Genomic DNA, 17,174 nt, shown 5'->3' with positions numbered 1-17,174 from the left:
TCACTCCAGAAGCTGAATTAAGCCTTTACAGGGCACATACAACCAATCAGGTCGGTTATTTATTTCATATTCAATTTCGTGTAATACCTTTTCAAACATAAATGCTTTAAGCAGTAGAGAAAAACAACTCGCTTCCTTAGGCATTAGATTTTTAATACCCGGATACTCTAGATAGGTATTAATAAATAAATGACATACCCAACAATACCATTCTTCCGCATCAAAATGATGAGCGGTAGAAAATACCGTTTTGTTATTTAATACCATATATAATGCATAATGAAATGAACGTAAAATTCCGGCTACATCTCTTAGTGGCGGGCGTTTTATTTTTCTTTCTGATAAAGGCCTACCTGGCTCGCCTTCATAATCAATAATGACGAAATCATTACCTGTATAGAGAATCTGACCTAAATGATAATCACCATGACAACGAATTTTTTTACCACCTATTTTATGACGCAAAATAAATTTTACTTGATCTAACAACAAATCTTTGTTCATTGTAAATTTGTTAATTTTTTCCTGTAATTCATCATCTAGCTTAATCGTAGCTGATTTAAATAAAGCTGATGTTTTAATAAAGGCATTACGTAGCGACTGATATAGACTGCGCTGATCAAATAGAGTGAAATTTTCAGCAGCGAAATGCTTATTATCTGTTTCTGCAGCTAATGCAATATGCATTTGTGCTGTACGTTCTGCCAAGATAATGACAGAGTGAGCATATAAGCCTAATGATTCGACAATATCTTTTGGCAAAGATGGGATGAGCTTTTGCCAAGGATACACACGGGAATTTGTAATCTTCGCTGGTATAGAAAGATCCATTTGCTCAATTAAATTAGCAATGGAATTAACTGTATATTCCCAAGCATTACCAGCATTAGGAATATACTCTTGAATAATACCCACCGTCATGGTTTTATTTTTATGATGATATTTTAAAATACACGCAATTCTTGACGATTTAAAATCTTTTTGCTGGGCTAAAAACTGGCTAATTTCAACCTCTGGGTTCTCTTCAAACTCACAACGACGATAAATTTTTAAAAGAGCCGTTTTACCATATAAAATTGAAGTATTGGACTGCTCGACTGCTAATGCTTTAATTTCAATTGCTTCCTTGTGATTTGTGACAATTTTTTTATAAAGACTATTTACACAAACTTCTAACTTTCCATTAGAACCCGATAACATTTTATTTGTACTAAAAATATGAAAGACATCTTTCCAGGCCTCTGAAGTATACATCGCATCAATTAAGTAAGATGTTTTCTTATTTTTATCTACAAGAGAACAAATGATTTTAGCCGGTTGATCAGCGCCATAGAGGTTTTCCTCATTTGTCTCAGCTGTAATAAACATAAAATATTGTTCGGCTTCCTTATCATTAAATTCCACATTAATTAACAGAAGATTAACCGGCGTCGTAGAGCCTTTAATTAAGATGCAGTCGGCAATAATCACTTTAGAAATAATATTGTTCTTCGATCTAAACCAACGGCAATCAACTAGATAATGCGCAAGTATTTTTTCTAGTTTTTTCCTCTCCGAGGAAGCCAATAATTCATTCCATTTGTCTTTAATTGTTAAAGTCTCAATTTTATGGCTAGCTTTGCCAGGTTGTACATCTGGCTTAACTTCTAACCACAAAAAGCCATACGGGCAAAGCATAAAAGAATAGAGTGCATCGGTAATAGCTGGAAAAGAGGATCTGCCAAACACTTCAATGAGTGAATAATTGATATATTTTGATAGATCCAATTTAAAACTCTGTGTAAACCGAGATAAATTAATAAGAACTAAAATAACTTGCTCTTCATATATTCTGTAAAAAGCAAGAATTTTAGTATTATCAGAATCTAAAAACTCAATAGTGCCACGGCTAAAAGCAGTATATAAACCATGAACCTCAATTAATCTTTTCATCCACCATAATAAAGATTGAGAATTTTGCTGCTGTAGCTTAACGTTAACGGCCTGATAATTGTATTCCGGGTCGATAATAACAGGTAGATATAATTTTTGTGGAGTCGCATTAGAAAAACCAGCATTATTATCATTAGACCACTGCATGGGCGTTCTTACGCCATTGCGATCACCTAAATAGATGTTATCGCCCATACCAATTTCATCACCGTAATACATGACCGGTGTTCCAGGCATGGAAAATAATAACGCATTTAATAGCTCTATTTTTCTTCTATCGCCACTCATTAATGGAGCTAAACGCCGGCGAATACCTAAATTAATACGCATTTGCTGGTCTTGGCCATACATACGATACATATAGTCTCGTTCTTCATCAGTGACCATTTCTAATGTTAATTCATCATGATTGCGTAAAAAAATTGCCCATTGGCAATTTTTAGGTATAGGAGGTGTTTGCTCAATAATATCAGTGATTGGAAACCTATCTTCCATTTGCACAGCCATATACATTCTAGGCATTAAAGGGAAGTGAAAAGCCATTTGACATTCATCGCCATTACCAAAATAATTAACTGCATCTTCTGGCCACTGATTAGCTTCGGCTAATAAAAAACGGTTTTCAAATTTTGATGTAATATGACGATTTAATTTTTTTAAAAATTCATGGGTTTCGGGTAAATTTTCACAATTTGTCCCTTCACGTTGAAATAGATAAGGAATAGCATCCAACCGTAAACCATCAACACCAAGTCCTAACCAAAAATCGACAATCTTAAAAATCTCTTTTTGTACAGCGGGATTATCATAATTTAAATCAGGCTGATGAGAATAAAAGCGGTGCCAATAATAAGCATTTGCAATATGATCCCAAGTCCAGTTAGAAGGCTCAAAATCTCTGAAAATGATACGTGCATCAGAATACTCTTCTGCTGTATCACTCCAAACATAAAAATTACGCCAATAGGATCCCGGTTTAGCTGCCCGTGATTTAATAAACCATTCATGCTGATTTGATGTATGGTTGATGACTAATTCCGTAATAACTCGAATATTTCTTGCATGGGCTTCTTTTAAGAATTTTTTAAAATCTCTAAGTGTGCCATAAATCGGATTGATACTCATATAATCAGCGATATCATAACCTTCATCTTTTAATGGTGAGGGGTAAAAAGGTAATAGCCAGATGGTATTGACCCCTAGAAATTCTATGTAATCTAGTTTCTGGATTAGTCCTTTGAAATCACCAATACCATCATCATTGCTATCATAAAAACTACGCACATGGATTTGATAAATGACGGCATCTTTATACCATTCCACTTGTGTTAAATCTGTCATGTTTTTATTACTTCCTTACCTGGAAAATATGTGCATATTGATCTTTCCCTGGATTTAACTCGACATAACATCGCCCATTATGCCAGGTATATATATCATCTGTTAATAAATCATGAATTTCAAAAGGTCCTTGTTTAATACCAAATTTCTCAAAATTAATATCGATAAATCCTGCTTGCTTATATTGATAATCTAGGTTAATTACAACCAAAATAATATTATTCCCATCAACAGTATGTTTACTGTAACAAATCAGTTGCGGATTATCGGTCCAATAAAATTGCAGTGAAGTTGTGTTTTGTAATGCTTTATGTTGTCTTCTAATTTCGTTAACTTGCGCAATGATATCGCTAATATTATCTTTTGTTTTCTGCCAATGACGAATAGTATATTTTTCTGAGTTTAAATACTCTTCTGAACCTTCATGTAAGGGTTCATTAATGCAATTTTCATAAGCAGGCCCATACATACCATAACTACTACTTAGTGTTGCAGCTAGCATAAATCGGATAATAAAGGCAGGGCGTCCGCCTTTCTGCAAAAATTCAGTCAGAATATCAGGTGTGTTTGTCCAAAAATGTGGCCGAAAAAAATCAACAAGCGGTGGCGAGTTTAATTCATTTAAGTACTGTATTAATTCCTCTTTAGTATTTCGCCAAGCGAAATAAGTATAGGATTGAGAAAAACCACATTTCGCTAGTTGATACATGATTTTGGGACGAGTAAACGCTTCCGATAACATAAGTACATCAGGATGCAAGGCTTTAATCTCTTTAATTAACCATTGCCAGAAAATAAATGGCTTGGTATGCGGATTATCTACACGAAATATTTTAACGCCTTGTTTAATCCAAAATAATACGATTGATTTAAATTCTTCCCACATTGACAGCCATTCAGTTGAGGCAAAATCAAGTGGATAAATATCTTGATACTTTTTAGGAGGATTTTCTGCATATTGTAACGTACCATCTGGACGATGTTTAAACCAATTTTGATGCTTCTTTAAATAAGGATGATCAGGGCTACATTGCAAAGCAAAATCAAGAGCAATTTCAATGTCCAACTCCTTTGCTCGCTTTACCATTTGGCGAAAATCATCAAGTGTACCTAACTCAGGATGAACACTTTTGTGGCCACCAAAAGAAGAACCTATTCCCCAGGGACTACCTGGATCACCTTCGGTTGCCTTTAAACTATTATTTTGGCCCTTTCTATTTGTTGTACCAATAGGATGAATAGGTGGCATATAAACAACATCAAAACCCATTTTTTTAATAGTTGGCAGATAATTTATGACATTTTGGAAGGTACCATGTTTATCTGGACTATCTGTAACCGAGCGTGGAAATAACTCATACCAGGTACTAAAACGTGCTTTTTCACGATCCACCGTAATTGTTAATTCATGCGGATATACGGTAATAAAATTAGGTTTTAACTCTTTTTGCATCCACTGAACTAGTTTTTTATTGTTTAATAACTTTTCCAGTTGGGCGGCCTGCTTTGTTGCCGCAAGCTTTTCTAATGTTGATTTAATAATATCTGGTGCATCATTTCGATAAGTTCGCTTAAATAATTCAGCACCAATTAATTTTTCTACTTCAACATCATCTTTTAAGGGTAATTTCTTAAAAAAGCGTTTCTTCCAAGTAGTGAATTCATCAATCCAAGCCTGAATTGTATAGAAATAATTGCCTAATTTATTAACTATAAAGGAAGCTTTAAAACGATCATTATTTAAGGGAGAAAAATAGGTTTGCTGCCAGACTTTGTCCCCTTCATGTTTATAAAGTAAGACGGCCTGAATATCATCAATACCATCACAAAAAATATCAGCCTCAATAGCGACAATATCATTAATAATCCTTTTGGCCGGAAATTGCCCGCCCTCTATTTCAGGATAAACATTGCTAATCCATACCCTTTTTAACCCACTTACCTCTTGCTTATTTCGATTGATGTCCATTGCCGGATTTTTTTCTATTTTTAACATGGTGTCCATTCCTAAACATAGTGTCAAAGCTGCAGGCATAAAAAATTTTTTTTTAATTTTCTATTTATAAAAAGGCCTAAATAGTTGAATAATTTTATTTATTACCCTATCTTAAAAATTGAAACAGTCAAGGGATTGCTGGATGGAAAAAATTTTTAAGTTGAAATATGTAGGTCTAGCATTACTAGCGTTCGCTATTAATTTCTGCTTTACCTTTCAACTTTCTAATTTAACCGTACTATTGAAATTTGTTGGTGCAAGTGATGCATCTATTCCATTATTATGGTTAATTCCTCCGTTAACCGGGATGCTTGTTCAGCCTATTGTTGGTTATCTAAGCGATAACAGTTCTACTAGTTATGGCAAACGCAAACCCTATATTATAGGCTGGGGAATTTGCGCTGCGTTTTCTTTCTTACTCTTACCTCTTTCAAGCTCTATTATTTATATTGTTTGGTTTACTTTTTTAATTGACTGCAGTATCAATGGTAGCGCTGAAGGCTTACGCGCTTTAACTGCAGATTTTTTTCAGGAGAGTGTTGCACGCACCCGTGCTTTTTCAGTCTTTGCTTTTTTTTCAGGTTTAGGTGGCGTTTGTGGTGCTTATTTACCTAACGCAATTCAAAAAATTTTTATAGGTAACAATAGTGCAAACACTCTAAGTAGTGCCTATGCGATCCCTCCTAATTTAGTAGGTGGGTATATATTTACTGGCATTATGCTATTCAGTACCTTGATTTATTTTTTTAGGAAAACGACAGAAAAACCCACGTGTGATGCGCCTATTACCAAAGGCCTTTTTATCTCTTTAGTTAAGGAGCTATTTTCTAAAGCTAAATCGATTAAAACAGAAATTAAAAATACACATCCAATTTTTTTAAAAGTCTTAACTATCAATTGTATTGCTTGGGTTGGTATATTTACTTTTTGGCTTTACTTTAGTTTATGCATAGCACAGCAAGTTTATCATCTGCCTAGAAATGTCATAGTTAGTGAGTCTGAGCATTATAAAGCGATTATGCATCAAGTCAGCTTAGATGTATCTTATTATTTTTCTTTTTATCAATATATTAGTCTTATTTTCACCTTAATTGTTTATAGTCTATCAAGATACATTAAGAGTGAAAAAATACATGGTACTGCGTTACTATTAGGTGGATTAGGAATCTCTTTAATATGCTTTAAGACTACTTCAGCTAGTATGCTTTTTAGTTGCACATGCATTGGTATTTTCTGGGGAAGTTTGGTTGTTTTACCTTATGTTATTGTTCTTAAATATTTGCCAAATGACAGAACGGGAACATATTTAGGAATTTTTAACATTAGTGTTACTTTGCCACAAATTTTCGGTGGCTTTATTTTACCCCTTGTCTATAACTATATTTTTAAAAATCATGCTAACTATACTTTATTTATGGCGGGATTTTTAATTCTCATTAGTGGTTTTCTATGGCTGCGACTATTCTATTTAATTAATAATAATAGTTACCAAACAAACATGGTAAATACTTAATTATCAATGAAATAAATAGCAAGCTACACAAGTCTAAAATTTAGTATCTTGCTATTAAAAAGTTCTAAGCAAAAATTTCTTGTAAAAAATTAGTCATTGCTTGCAAAGAGCGCTTTTCTGCTACTGGATTATAAATGGTTCCCAGCTTTTCATCATTGGCTTCTGGATTGGAAAAAGAATGTTTTGTATTACTATAAACGTGAACTTGCCAATCCACATTAGCAGCAGTCATTTCGTGACAAAATTGTCTAACTTGATCGGGTTTAACCATAGGGTCTTCAAAACCATGTAAAATTAAAACTTTAGCCTGAATAGTTTGATTTTCTAAATCAGTTGGCTTATTTAGTAAACCATGAAAGCTTACTACACCTTTAAGCTCAGCACCGCTTCGAGCTAGATCAAGTACGCATAAACCGCCAAAACAAAATCCTATTGCTGCAACTTTAGTACTATCAACTTCGGGCATGGCAATGAGTGCATCAAATGCAGCACGAATACGAGCACGTAACATCCCCCTATCTGCTGCTAAAGGCTGCATAAGCCCCATTTTTTCATCCACAGTTTCACCAATTCGAGCATGGCCATACATATCTAATGCAAAACCAACATAACCCATTCTTGCTAACATTTTTGCTTTCTGACAGCTAAAATCATTTCGGCCGCTCCAATCATGAGCGACTAAAACTGCAGGCCTTGGTTGAGAATGACGATCATCATAAGCAAGAAAACCATATAATTCCTGCTCACCATCATGATAAAGATAATTTGATGTGTGCATATTAATCCTTTTAGCTTAATTTAAATCTTAGCTGATCTAATTATATATCTTTTATTAAAAGTTATAGTAATCAATCCCGCCAATATACCTTTGATCAGCTATGCGAACAATAAATCTTTATCATAATTAGACGATTACTTGTAATTCTTAATAATAGGAACTATTTAAATTAGAAATGGTTTCAACGTGGTCATTATTGAATTTATTGACTATTCTTAATAATAAATAAAGTAGTGAGGATAATGCTATGCTAGCTAATGCATTGGCCGAACTAAGAAACTTTTTTCATGTACAACTATGCTATCAGCTGTTTATTACACCTCTGCCGCTTCCAGTAGAAAAGGAATATAGAGAATTTGCTCAAAAGGCTTGTGATTTCTTAGTTAATCATCGAACTAGCTTTTTAGTTGCTAATTCCCCTCGTCATCATGTTATACATCGCTTTGCGCAAGAGAATAATCCAGCATCAAAGAAAGTATTGATTACTCATGGTTGGATGTCACGTGCAGCCTATATGGCACGTTTAATTCATGCACTTCATAAGCAGGGTTATGATGTCTATGCCTTAGATTTTCCAGCTCATGGAGAAGCTAAAGGGTTGCAATTAACATGGATTGATGCCGTAAACACCTTAAAAACGGTAATTAATCATTTAGGACCCTTTTATGGCGTTATCGGTCACTCTTTTGGCGGCTCTATGCTTTTAAATACTTTAAATTTAGCTTGCCAATTACCTGAATGGCAACTTGAATCTTTACCAGAAAGGGCGGTACTTATTGCCTCACCAACTAATATGCGAACGCCTGTAAGCAGACATGCAAGACGATTTAAATTAAATGGTAAAAGTTATTTACGGCTACGAGAAGTTATTCGTCAAAATTCTAAGACAAATATTACTCATCTTAACTTCCGTAATTTTATTAACCGAAGCACAACGCCCATTTTGTGTATCCATGGGACAGAAGATAATTCTATTCCCCCACAGGAATCAATTGAATTTTGTCGTCATTACCCTTATGCTTCCCTTGCTCTACTTGCGAAACTTGATCATATCAATGTATTGATTGATGAACGTGTTGAGCATATGGTTATGAATTTCTTAGTTTAATCTAAGGTTTGTCTAAACCGGTTAAAACCTATTAACATCGCTACAAAAGTAAATGCTAAAATGGGTATTATTTCATACCACACATCAAAAAATGTACTTCCTTTAAGTAATATGCCCCGCACAATAACTAAAAAGTGTGTGAGCGGTAATACACTGCCGATCCATTGGGCCCATTCAGGCATACCCCTAAAAGGAAACATAAAACCAGATAATAAAATAGAAGGTAGAAAGAAGAACATAGCACTTTGTACAGCTTGTAGTTGATTAGAAGCGACTGTTGAGAAAGTTAAACCCATCACTAAATTAGCAGCAATAAATGGCAGACATAGAAATAGCAATAAAAAAATACTCCCCTGCATAGGAACACCAAATAAATACCTTGCAAAAACTAAAATAAGTAATGTCTGAGCATACCCTACAATTATATAAGGGATAATTTTACCAACCATGATCTCAAGTGGCCTTAAAGGCGTAGCTAATAGATTTTCCATAGTCCCGCGCTCATATTCTCGCGTAATAACCAATGCAGTTACAATAACCATAGTCATGGTTAATACGACCCCTAACAGACCAGGAACAATATTGTAAGCCGAAATAGCTAAAGGATTATAAAGAGCATGAACTACCGGCGTATAGGGCAAAGGCTTTGCATTTAATCGTTTAAGTGGCCCTACTAATTCTTCCTTTAAAGTTAGATAAGGAAGCTCATTAAAAACAGCAACGGCGCGACTTGTTGCGGCTGGATCACTAGCATCTGCTTCTAGTAGTAGAGAAGGACTTAAACCCTTTACAAGGTTATCAGTAAAATCTGGCGGAAAATTAACTACAAATTGCACTTGTCCTGTCTTTAATAATTTGTGTGCTTCTTCTTCACTTACAGCAGGATTTATAAATTGAAAATAAGTTGAATTTTCCATACTAATTAAAATGCGACGAGTCAAATTAGTCTTGTCATCATTAACAATAGCAGTTGGTAAGTAACGAGGATTATTGTTAATAGCGTAACCAAATAGAATTAACTGCATTAAAGGAATTGCCAGGATCATACCAAAGGTAGCTTTATCACGACGCATTTCAATGAATTCTTTACTGATTATGGCCATGAGCCGCTGCATCCCTGCAATCACTTTAAATCTCCTTGTGATTTTGTTACCAAGCTAATAAATGCATCTTCCAGCGTTGATGAAATTTGTTGCCATTGTATATTTTGAGTTTGAGCTAATTCTCTTAAACTCTGCTCAAGCAGCTGTTGGTCATAACCGCTAATATGTATTTGATTACCAAATAATGCTGCCTGAACAACGCCTTGTAGCGCTTTGGTCTTTTGTAATAACGTAGTAGTAACTTGACCTGTAATTTCCCAAGTCAATAGCTTAGTAGCAGCAATGACTTCATTAACAGTGCCTGTTATTAATAATTCACCATAGGCTAAATAAGCTAATCGTGTACAACGTTCAGCTTCATCCATATAATGAGTAGAGACTAATGTTGTAATACCCTGCTCACTAAGCATATGAATTTTATCCCAAAACTCTCGTCTTGCGATTGGATCAACCCCTGCTGTTGGCTCATCTAAAAGTAGTAATTCTGGCGTATGCAAAAGGCAGGCGGCAAGGGCTACTCGCTGCTTCCAACCGCCCGACAGCGAACCTGTTAATTGTTGACGTCGGCTACTTAAACCTAATTCTTCTATCGCTTGCTCAACTCGCTTTTTACGATTATTCATACCATAGACACGAGCTACAAAATGAAGATTTTCTTCAATACTTAAATCGGTATATAAGCTAAATTTTTGAGTCATATAGCCAACATGTTGCTTAATCTCTTTAGATTCTTTAATAATATCGTAACCTAGACAGGACCCTCTTCCTGCATCAGGCGTTAACAGGCCACAAAGCATTCGGATGGTTGTTGTTTTCCCACTACCATTTGGACCAAGAAAACCGAAAACTTCACCTTTTTTTACATGCAAATCAACACCGTTAACAACAACCCGATTGTCAAAACTTTTGCGTAAATCATGAACGTCAATAACTATGTCTTTAGTCATGGTAGGTAAACAGTCACAGGCTGGCCAGGTTTATATTGATTAAACGTTATCATATTAGCCTTAATTCGGAATACCAGTTTAGCAGCATTTTCACGGCTATAAACTAAAGGTGGTAAATATTCGGCTTCAGGAGAAATGTAATTAACTACTGCTTGACTAGGCTGACAACCAGCGCAAGTAAAATTTATGCTTTGCCCTACCTTAAGATTACCTAACTGCTCTATTGGTATAAAAAACTCAATATGGACATTTTCTGGCGTTAGCAAAGAGAGTACAGGCTGCTGATTACCTACAAATTCACCTTCTCTATAATAAGTGTCAAATATGATTCCGGCCGCTGGCGCAAATAACTTTTTCTGCCTAAGTTGCCACGTTGCCTCCTTAAGTCTTGCTTGTAGCGCTTGTATCTGTGCTTGCTGAGCACGAATTTGTTCAATACGGCTGCCTTGTTTCGCTAAATCTAGATTTGCTTGATATTGTGCTTTACTTTTGACTAGTTCTTGATACCGAGCAACAACTTCATCATAAACATCTTTCGCCACAACACGACGTTCATAAAGTTGTTGATAGCGCTTCAGACGAGCCTGAGCTAATATTAATTGGGCATTAACTTGCTCTATTTGTGCCTCAATCGCTGTAATTTCTTCCGTTCGTCTGGGATTTTGCAAGTCTTTAAGAACATGTTCGGCCTGAGTGATTTCTGCTTGATATTGCTTAATAGCTAACGCTTGCGGATTAGGATCTAGCTCAAATAAAAATTGACCTTTTTTAACTAATTGACCTCGTTGTACAGCTAATTTTATAAGGATGCCGGAATTAGGTGAAGCTAAATAAATATTCTCACCTTCAACATAACCTTGATAAGCTGCCTGCTCATGTCGGCTGCAGCTTAGCAAAATTAAAGTAAATAAAATCACCAAAGGAAATTTTAAGGTCATGAGCAAATAAAAATTTATCCTGTTAGTAATTATAGTGACGCTAATTTATATTTTCAGCAAATTTAATAGCTTAATAAATCCTTGAAGAAATAAAGTATGCTGGCTAAAGTAACGTGAGTTCGACATAAAAGGTATCCGATATCTTTTATGTCGAATTCACGTTAAAGTAATTATTAACTAGTTTTATCCTAAGGTAAGTAATGGATTTTGATTTAATCGTGTTAGGGGGTGGTAGTGGTGGCATTGCAAGTGCTGTTCGAGCAGCGAAATATGGTGCTAAAGTTGCAGTTGTTGAAAAATCCCATCTGGGCGGCACCTGCGTTAATTTAGGCTGTGTACCTAAAAAAGTCATGTTTAATGCTTCTTTAATAGCAGAACATTTGCATAAAGCCAGAGATTATGGCTTTACACCTGTTGATGTTGACCTTGACTGGTCTATGTTAGTTACCAAACGTGAAGCTTATATTGCAAGATTGAGAGACATTTATGCTAGTCGTTTTAGCCAATATCATATAACTCACATACAAGGAGAGGGCTTCTTTGTTGATAAGCAAACTATTTCTGTAGCTGATAAACAATACAAAGCGCCTCATATTATTGTTGCTACAGGAGGTGAACCAACTATTCCTAATGATTTAGAAGGCAGTGAACACCTTATTACCTCAGATGGCTTTTTTCATTTAACAAAAAAACCAAATAGCGTTGCTATTGTTGGTAGTGGTTATATCGGTGTAGAACTTGCAGGCGTGTTGCATGGATTAGGCATCAAAACCCATTTATTAATTCGTGGTAATCGGCCACTTAGCCGTTTTGATAGTATGTTAGGTAATACCTTACTGGAAATCATGAAACTACAGGGCCTGAATGTACATTTAAATCATTGTGCAAAAGCCATTACTCTACAACCTGACGGTAAAAAAAATATTCTTTGTACAAAAGGCTCAATCATTTCTAATATTGATGTTGTTATTGCAGCAGTTGGCCGTACTCCGAGAACTTTTAATTTAAATTTAGATAAGATAGGTGTTTGCCAAGATAATCAGGGTTTAATTAGGGTTGATAAGTATCAGAATACAAATATCTCTGGAATTTATGCCCTTGGTGATGTTATCAATGCACCTGCGTTAACGCCTGTGGCTATTGCTGCTGGCCGCAGACTCTGTGATCGTTTATTTGGCGGGCAAAAAGAAGCTCACTTAGACTATGAAAATATTTGTTCTGTTGTTTTTACGCACCCACCTATTGGCAGTGTCGGATATAGTGAAGAAGAGGCGCTCACTAAATATGGAGCCGAAGCGCTTAAAATTTATAATACTCGTTTTACACCCATGTTTGATGCTTTAAGCGAGCAAAAATTACCTACGGCGATGAAGCTTATTACGTTAGGCCATGAGGAAAAAATTATTGGTTTGCATGTGATTGGTTATGGCGCTGATGAAATGTTGCAGGGTTTTGGTGTAGCTGTCAAAATGGGCGCTTGTAAACGTGATTTTGACAACACGGTTGCTATACATCCTACTAGCGCAGAAGAATTTGTCACCTTAATTTGAGTTTAGAATGATACGTCCTTTTGAAAATAAAGTTCCTTCTCTTGGCCAGGGTGTTTATATCGATCCCGCTGCAATAGTCATTGGTGACGTACGGCTTGCTAATGATGTTTCAGTATGGCCCATGGCGGTTATTCGTGGTGATGTTAATAGCATCTATGTCGATGAAGGTACTAATATTCAAGATGCTGCAATTTTACATGTGACCCATGATGGGCCCTTTACACCAGGTGGCCGCCCTCTGATCCTTGGGAAAGGAATCACAGTAGGCCATCGAGCCGTCCTGCATGCCTGTACTATTGAGAATTATTGCCTTATAGGTATGGGAGCTTTACTACTTGATGATGTTCATGTGGAAGAAAAAGTGATCATTGGGGCAGGTTCCCTTGTTCCACCAGGTAAACGCTTAGACAGTGGCTATTTATATCTAGGCAGTCCTGTAAAACCTATTAGAGAATTAAATAAAGCAGAATTAGAGCAACTGGAATATTCAGCAGCGCATTATATACGCTTGAAAAATAAATACTTATCACAAAATAAACCACTTAGCTCGTCTGCAGCGCTTCATCAATATAAGGGTGATTAAATTTAAAACCAGCTTCTAATAAGCGTTTAGGTAAAACGCGCTGACCACGTAGAAGCAAATAATCACCCATTTCACCAAACAACAATTTAACTAAAGGCGCGGGCATTTTAAGAATTAAAGGTCGGTGCATTGCTTTAGCTAACGCTTGGGCAAACTCTCTTTGTGTAACAGGATTTGGTGAAGTAACGTTAAAAGCGCCATATAAATCAGAATGATCAAGAAGAAATAAAAAAGCTGCAATAACATCATTAACATGTACCCAGGAAATGACTTGCTGCCCATCACCGATTATACTACCCAAGCCCAGTTTAAAACTTAGTTCTAGTTTTTTTAATATTCCCTCGCCTTTCTTTAAAACAACGCCAAATCGAGTAATGACGGGCTCTAATCCATAATCAAGAGCAGGCTGTAGTGATTGTTCCCACTTTATACCTATTTCACTTAGAAAATCTTTGGGATGTTGAGTGTCAATAATCGTATCTTCATCAAACGCTGTTGGATCAGTATTAGCCTGTGTACCATAAATACCAATCGCATTGGCAACAAAAAGGCGGGGCTTAGCTTGAGCTTTAATGACCCAGTCTATTAAGTCAGTTGTTGTATCGACTCGTGAGCTGATAATTTCTTGCTTAACCTGAGAACTCCATCTTGAAGCAGCAATATTATGGCCACATAAATTAACAATACACTGATACTGCTGTGCCGGCTGCTGCGGTAAATCAGCCCACGTTAAATGTGATACGGTAGGAAAAGTCGCTTTCAGTTTAGCTTTATTACGACCTAAAACAGTAATATTATGGGTGCTTTTTAGAGCTGTAACTAGCTCGCGACCTATAAACCCAGTTCCGCCTGCAATTAAAATATTCATTAGAATCCCTAGCAATTCATATCCTATCTTAAAGCACGATAGAATATTTAACTCGCTTTTGAAAGAAAAATTAAATCAACTTTGTATTGAGTAAGTTTTTATAATGAGGCCAATCAGGCATAAACTTTGTCATTAAAGCATGAAAACGCTTATTATGGCTTGGCTCAAGTAAATGCACCATTTCATGGACTAAAACATATTCCAGGCAAATAAGTGGCTTTTGTATTAAGTGTAAATTAATCCAGACTCGTTTAGCCAAAGTATTACAAGAGCCCCAGCGGGTCTTCATCATTTTTACACCATATTCTAATACTTTAACCCCAATGATAGGTTCCCATTTCTTAATCAATTTAGGTAAAAGGATTAGCATTTGCTCTCGATACCAAGCATGTAAAATTGTTCGCTTAAAAGTCGTATTATCAGCATTTGCACTAAAGCAATACATACACTGATCATCCAAAATAATACCTTTTTGTACATCACTTTTCATAAGATGTAACTGGTAACGCTTACCAAGGTAAAAATGCTCCTCACCTTCTCGCAAATGCATATTAATAATTGTTTCTTGATTCTTTAACCGCTCTTGATTCGAAGTAATCCAAGCAGATTTATCTTTAACAAAACGTGAAATACTTACAAGGGATGAGCGCTTAGGCGCACTAACTTTAATATTACCTTGTGAGGTAATACGAAGATTAATGTATTTAACTGGTTTTCTGGTAAGCTCAACTTTGAAACCTTCTATTTCTACAATCATAAACTAACAATCACACAGTATTAATAGTAAGGGCTAATATATACTTGATTCAGACGTAGGCGTCAAATGAGCTATCAGGTAAAAATTTAATTTAAATTCCACCTTTAGTAGCTTCTTACAATAAGCAGCTGATAATGAAAATAAAATGATTAGGACGAATAACTAAATATCAAAAAGCTAAAGACATAAAAAAAGCAACAATAAGCCGCTTTTAAAAACAAAACCCTAACGATGACCTAATTTTTTTAACTACTTTGGCCTTCCATAACAGCTAGTCACACTGTTGCCAATCTATAGCGCCACATTTATATCAACAGCTGTCAGCGCTATAATGTGCTTTGGCAGTACACTTATCACCAATTCTCATTCATAATTGGCCTTGAAAGCATCAATTCTTTTATTTTTTGCTGGCCAATAACTAACATTTAAATAGTCTATGGTTCTGAACATGCTGATAATTTTGATGCTATGTTACAGTTTGTTGTCATCTCAAATAATTACATGGAAACTTATAAACTATTGCCACAAGCTTTTACTTTATCAATTGTATCTCCAGCCTTTAAACATTTTATAAAGTCTTGAGGTCCTTTTATATCTACTCTGTAAGAAGCACTAAAGCCATTACACCTAAGATTTGGCGGAAACGCAAGTGAGTGAATAGCAACTTGTATTTCTTGCCCTGTATTTTTATCTTTTTGGAAAGTAGGACCGCCCGAATCACCAAAACAAACACCAGATTGATCTTTAGCTAAATTATTTTGTACTTGTAAATAACTTTCTCCAAAAACACTATTATTTAAATAAAGGCCATTCTCAGAGATATATCTAGTAGCAAATGGCTCTAATGAAGGAGCTGCGTTGTTCCCTTGGTCATTAGGATTTAAGCTTACCGCGCCCATACCATAGCCCACATCAACTATCTTAACATCTTTTTTATTTAGATTATCCACATAGCCTTCATCTGCTATGCTTACTGGCATAATAGCCTTAACATTAATTTGCTGACCACCATGGGTCGTCGCGTAACCATTCACTAATGGTATAACAATTGCACCATAATCATAGGAGTCAGTACCATTAAGCTCAGGAAGATCAATATATTGAGTATTCACTATTGGAGTAGCGCCCATAATAAATTGATCAGGATAGATAGCAGTTGTATGATCATTGACCCTATTTATCTTGGCATCAAAAGCTACACCAAGAACACCACCAGCCAGTTGACCGCTTACTAGAGGATATACACAATGGCCAGCAGTCAAAATAATTGCTTTATCATTATCTGCTTTTAAGAGACTACCCGAACACCTGACAGCAGATGCGCCATTCCTTGGATCAAAGATACCTGACATAACTACATTGGGGTGTTTACAATTAAGATTAGTCGCATTATCTTCACAGTCTAACTGGCCATTAGTTACTGCAAGTGCCGATAGGCTACAACTAGAGACTACACCGGTTAACAACAATTTAATACATTTATACACAGCTACCTCCAACAACTAACCAAAAACACTATAGTAAATATCGATACTGCTTTAAGTATAAGAGTGGAAAATAAGCGACAGTAATAAAAAAAAACTTGAGGAATGTAAGTTAATTGTAAGAAATTTTAAAAGCTAAAAAGATGTCTATTTAAGACAAGCCTAATGCAGAGAAGAGTTGAATTTATTTTATGTGCCTATTTTTTTATTAATAGTGAAGGGTTAGAAGCAGGAATCCTAGAAGGAATAAAAAAGCGGCAAGGAGCCGCTTTTAAG

Annotated in this window: 13 protein-coding genes; 4 read left to right on the top strand and 9 right to left on the bottom strand. The window is 35.6% G+C overall.

Going from position 1 to position 17,174, the window contains the following annotated elements; all coding sequences use genetic code 11:
- Both treS and ACQUW5_RS02460 read right to left on the bottom strand, forming a co-directional pair.
- Entirely contained in the window at nt 1–3,273 is a 3,273-nt protein-coding gene (treS, locus tag ACQUW5_RS02465; protein ID WP_444989628.1) for a maltose alpha-D-glucosyltransferase, read from the bottom strand.
- 7 nt (nt 3,274–3,280) lie between these two features.
- Nucleotides 3,281–5,269, bottom strand: coding sequence for an alpha-1,4-glucan--maltose-1-phosphate maltosyltransferase (locus ACQUW5_RS02460; RefSeq protein WP_444989627.1), 1,989 nt, complete (start codon nt 5,267–5,269; stop codon nt 3,281–3,283).
- A 142-nt stretch (nt 5,270–5,411) separates the two neighbouring features.
- On the opposite strand from ACQUW5_RS02460, the gene ACQUW5_RS02455 reads away from it, so the two are divergent.
- A complete protein-coding gene (locus ACQUW5_RS02455) occupies nt 5,412–6,782 on the top strand; it encodes an MFS transporter (protein WP_444989626.1) in 1,371 nt (456 codons plus the stop codon).
- A 64-nt stretch (nt 6,783–6,846) separates the two neighbouring features.
- On the opposite strand, the gene ACQUW5_RS02450 is transcribed toward ACQUW5_RS02455, so the two are convergent.
- Nucleotides 6,847–7,560: a dienelactone hydrolase family protein gene (locus ACQUW5_RS02450; protein WP_444989625.1), complete on the bottom strand. Its 714-nt coding sequence runs from the start codon at nt 7,558–7,560 to the stop codon at nt 6,847–6,849.
- Nucleotides 7,561–7,807: 247 nt separating this feature from the next.
- Between ACQUW5_RS02450 and ACQUW5_RS02445 the strand changes: the two genes are divergently transcribed.
- On the top strand, nt 7,808–8,668 hold the full coding sequence (locus tag ACQUW5_RS02445) for an alpha/beta hydrolase (RefSeq protein ID WP_444989624.1): 861 nt from the start codon (nt 7,808–7,810) through the stop codon (nt 8,666–8,668).
- On the opposite strand, the gene ACQUW5_RS02440 is transcribed toward ACQUW5_RS02445, so the two are convergent.
- The 3 genes from ACQUW5_RS02440 to ACQUW5_RS02430 are packed head-to-tail and all read right to left on the bottom strand — an operon-like array spanning nt 8,665 to nt 11,656.
- Complete coding sequence (locus ACQUW5_RS02440) at nt 8,665–9,795, bottom strand: ABC transporter permease (RefSeq protein ID WP_444989623.1); 1,131 nt, start codon at nt 9,793–9,795, stop codon at nt 8,665–8,667. The genes ACQUW5_RS02445 and ACQUW5_RS02440 overlap by 4 nt on opposite strands.
- Nucleotides 9,792–10,718 carry an ABC transporter ATP-binding protein gene (locus ACQUW5_RS02435; RefSeq protein ID WP_444989622.1) on the bottom strand — a complete coding sequence of 309 codons (927 nt, stop codon included), beginning with the start codon at nt 10,716–10,718 and terminating at the stop codon, nt 9,792–9,794. Before ACQUW5_RS02435 ends, ACQUW5_RS02440 begins: the two co-directional genes overlap by 4 nt.
- Nucleotides 10,715–11,656, bottom strand: coding sequence for an HlyD family secretion protein (locus tag ACQUW5_RS02430; RefSeq protein WP_444989621.1), 942 nt, complete (start codon nt 11,654–11,656; stop codon nt 10,715–10,717). Before ACQUW5_RS02430 ends, ACQUW5_RS02435 begins: the two co-directional genes overlap by 4 nt.
- 200 nt (nt 11,657–11,856) lie before the next feature.
- On the opposite strand from ACQUW5_RS02430, the gene gorA reads away from it, so the two are divergent.
- Nucleotides 11,857–13,206, top strand: coding sequence for a glutathione-disulfide reductase (gene gorA, locus ACQUW5_RS02425; protein WP_444989620.1), 1,350 nt, complete (start codon nt 11,857–11,859; stop codon nt 13,204–13,206).
- Nucleotides 13,207–13,213: 7 nt separating this feature from the next.
- Complete coding sequence (locus ACQUW5_RS02420; RefSeq protein ID WP_444989619.1) at nt 13,214–13,789, top strand: gamma carbonic anhydrase family protein; 576 nt, start codon at nt 13,214–13,216, stop codon at nt 13,787–13,789.
- On the opposite strand, the gene ACQUW5_RS02415 is transcribed toward ACQUW5_RS02420, so the two are convergent.
- From ACQUW5_RS02415 to ACQUW5_RS02405, 3 genes are all read right to left on the bottom strand, one after another.
- On the bottom strand, nt 13,749–14,657 hold the full coding sequence (locus tag ACQUW5_RS02415; protein ID WP_444989618.1) for a TIGR01777 family oxidoreductase: 909 nt from the start codon (nt 14,655–14,657) through the stop codon (nt 13,749–13,751). The genes ACQUW5_RS02420 and ACQUW5_RS02415 overlap by 41 nt on opposite strands.
- Nucleotides 14,658–14,727: 70 nt before the next feature.
- Nucleotides 14,728–15,414, bottom strand: coding sequence for a M48 family metallopeptidase (locus ACQUW5_RS02410; protein WP_444989617.1), 687 nt, complete (start codon nt 15,412–15,414; stop codon nt 14,728–14,730).
- Between the two features lie 509 nt (nt 15,415–15,923).
- Nucleotides 15,924–16,901 (bottom strand): hypothetical protein, encoded by a 978-nt coding sequence (locus ACQUW5_RS02405; protein ID WP_444989616.1) that lies wholly within the window; start codon nt 16,899–16,901, stop codon nt 15,924–15,926.
- Nucleotides 16,902–17,174 lie beyond the last annotated feature (273 nt).

The sequence above is a fragment of the Legionella pelazae genome (assembly GCF_052527395.1).
Note: the sequence above shows the minus strand (reverse complement) of the source record. Positions and strands in the feature narration are given on the sequence as shown.